Source organism: Vibrio sp. 1562, assembly GCF_033340155.1.
Classification (GTDB): Bacteria; Pseudomonadota; Gammaproteobacteria; order Enterobacterales; family Vibrionaceae; genus Vibrio; species Vibrio alginolyticus.
In genome coordinates this window covers 1-709 of sequence record NZ_JAWOVY010000328.1, presented here as the reverse complement: position 1 = coordinate 709, position 709 = coordinate 1, and the positions used below count along the sequence as shown (strand labels likewise).

Genomic DNA, 709 nt, shown 5'->3' with positions numbered 1-709 from the left:
CATCGTGAAACTCAATGCCGCCCAGCAACAAGTTCGGCGTTTCGACTTCAATACGCGTTGGTAAAGGAATCGTAGGCGTCTGCATGTTTGCCAGCACCGATTGCGCTTTACTCTCTGGCGTATCCAGTAACGTCGCCCACTTATCTAGGTTTACCTCATCTAGACGAATCGAAGCATCGTGCCCAACGACAGGGCTAATTTTAAAACCGCCTTTGCCTAACACTAAGTTGGTCGCGGTTAACACTGGCACATCGCCCGAGATATCAATTTCGGTCTGATATTTCGCATTTGGGATTTGCAAACGAGCCGAAATGCTCTCCTGATTCCCCGATGCTTGGAGTTTTGCCTGACCAGCTTCTCCGACCTTTTTCGTCAATGGGTATGGGTATTCACTGGCTAATCGACCGAGCTGCGCCAACACATCCACTTGGTAAGTAAAACCCACATCGTTGAGCTGCAAGTCAATGTCCATTTGCCAAGGTGCATGACCGGAAACCAAGCTCAACCAACGTTCACCCAAATAAGGCTTGAGAGGCTCTACATCCCAATCACCTAAAGTATTGATGGTCACGTTGTAGCCTTGGACCGCACTTTCGCCGTGGAAATCGAGTGAAATAGGCTGCGAGAGTAACTCTGCTGACAAGCCAGATGTCGTCACCACATCGTTGTCGCACTGACTGCGTCCAGTGGCTTTTTCTAGCGTCATTGG

Annotated in this window: 1 protein-coding gene; it reads right to left on the bottom strand. The window is 49.6% G+C overall.

Annotation, left to right across the window (positions count from 1 at the left end; genetic code table 11):
* On the bottom strand, positions 1-709 hold a 709-nt coding region (locus tag R7Z49_RS24980), incomplete at both ends, for a DUF3971 domain-containing protein (protein ID WP_318112383.1).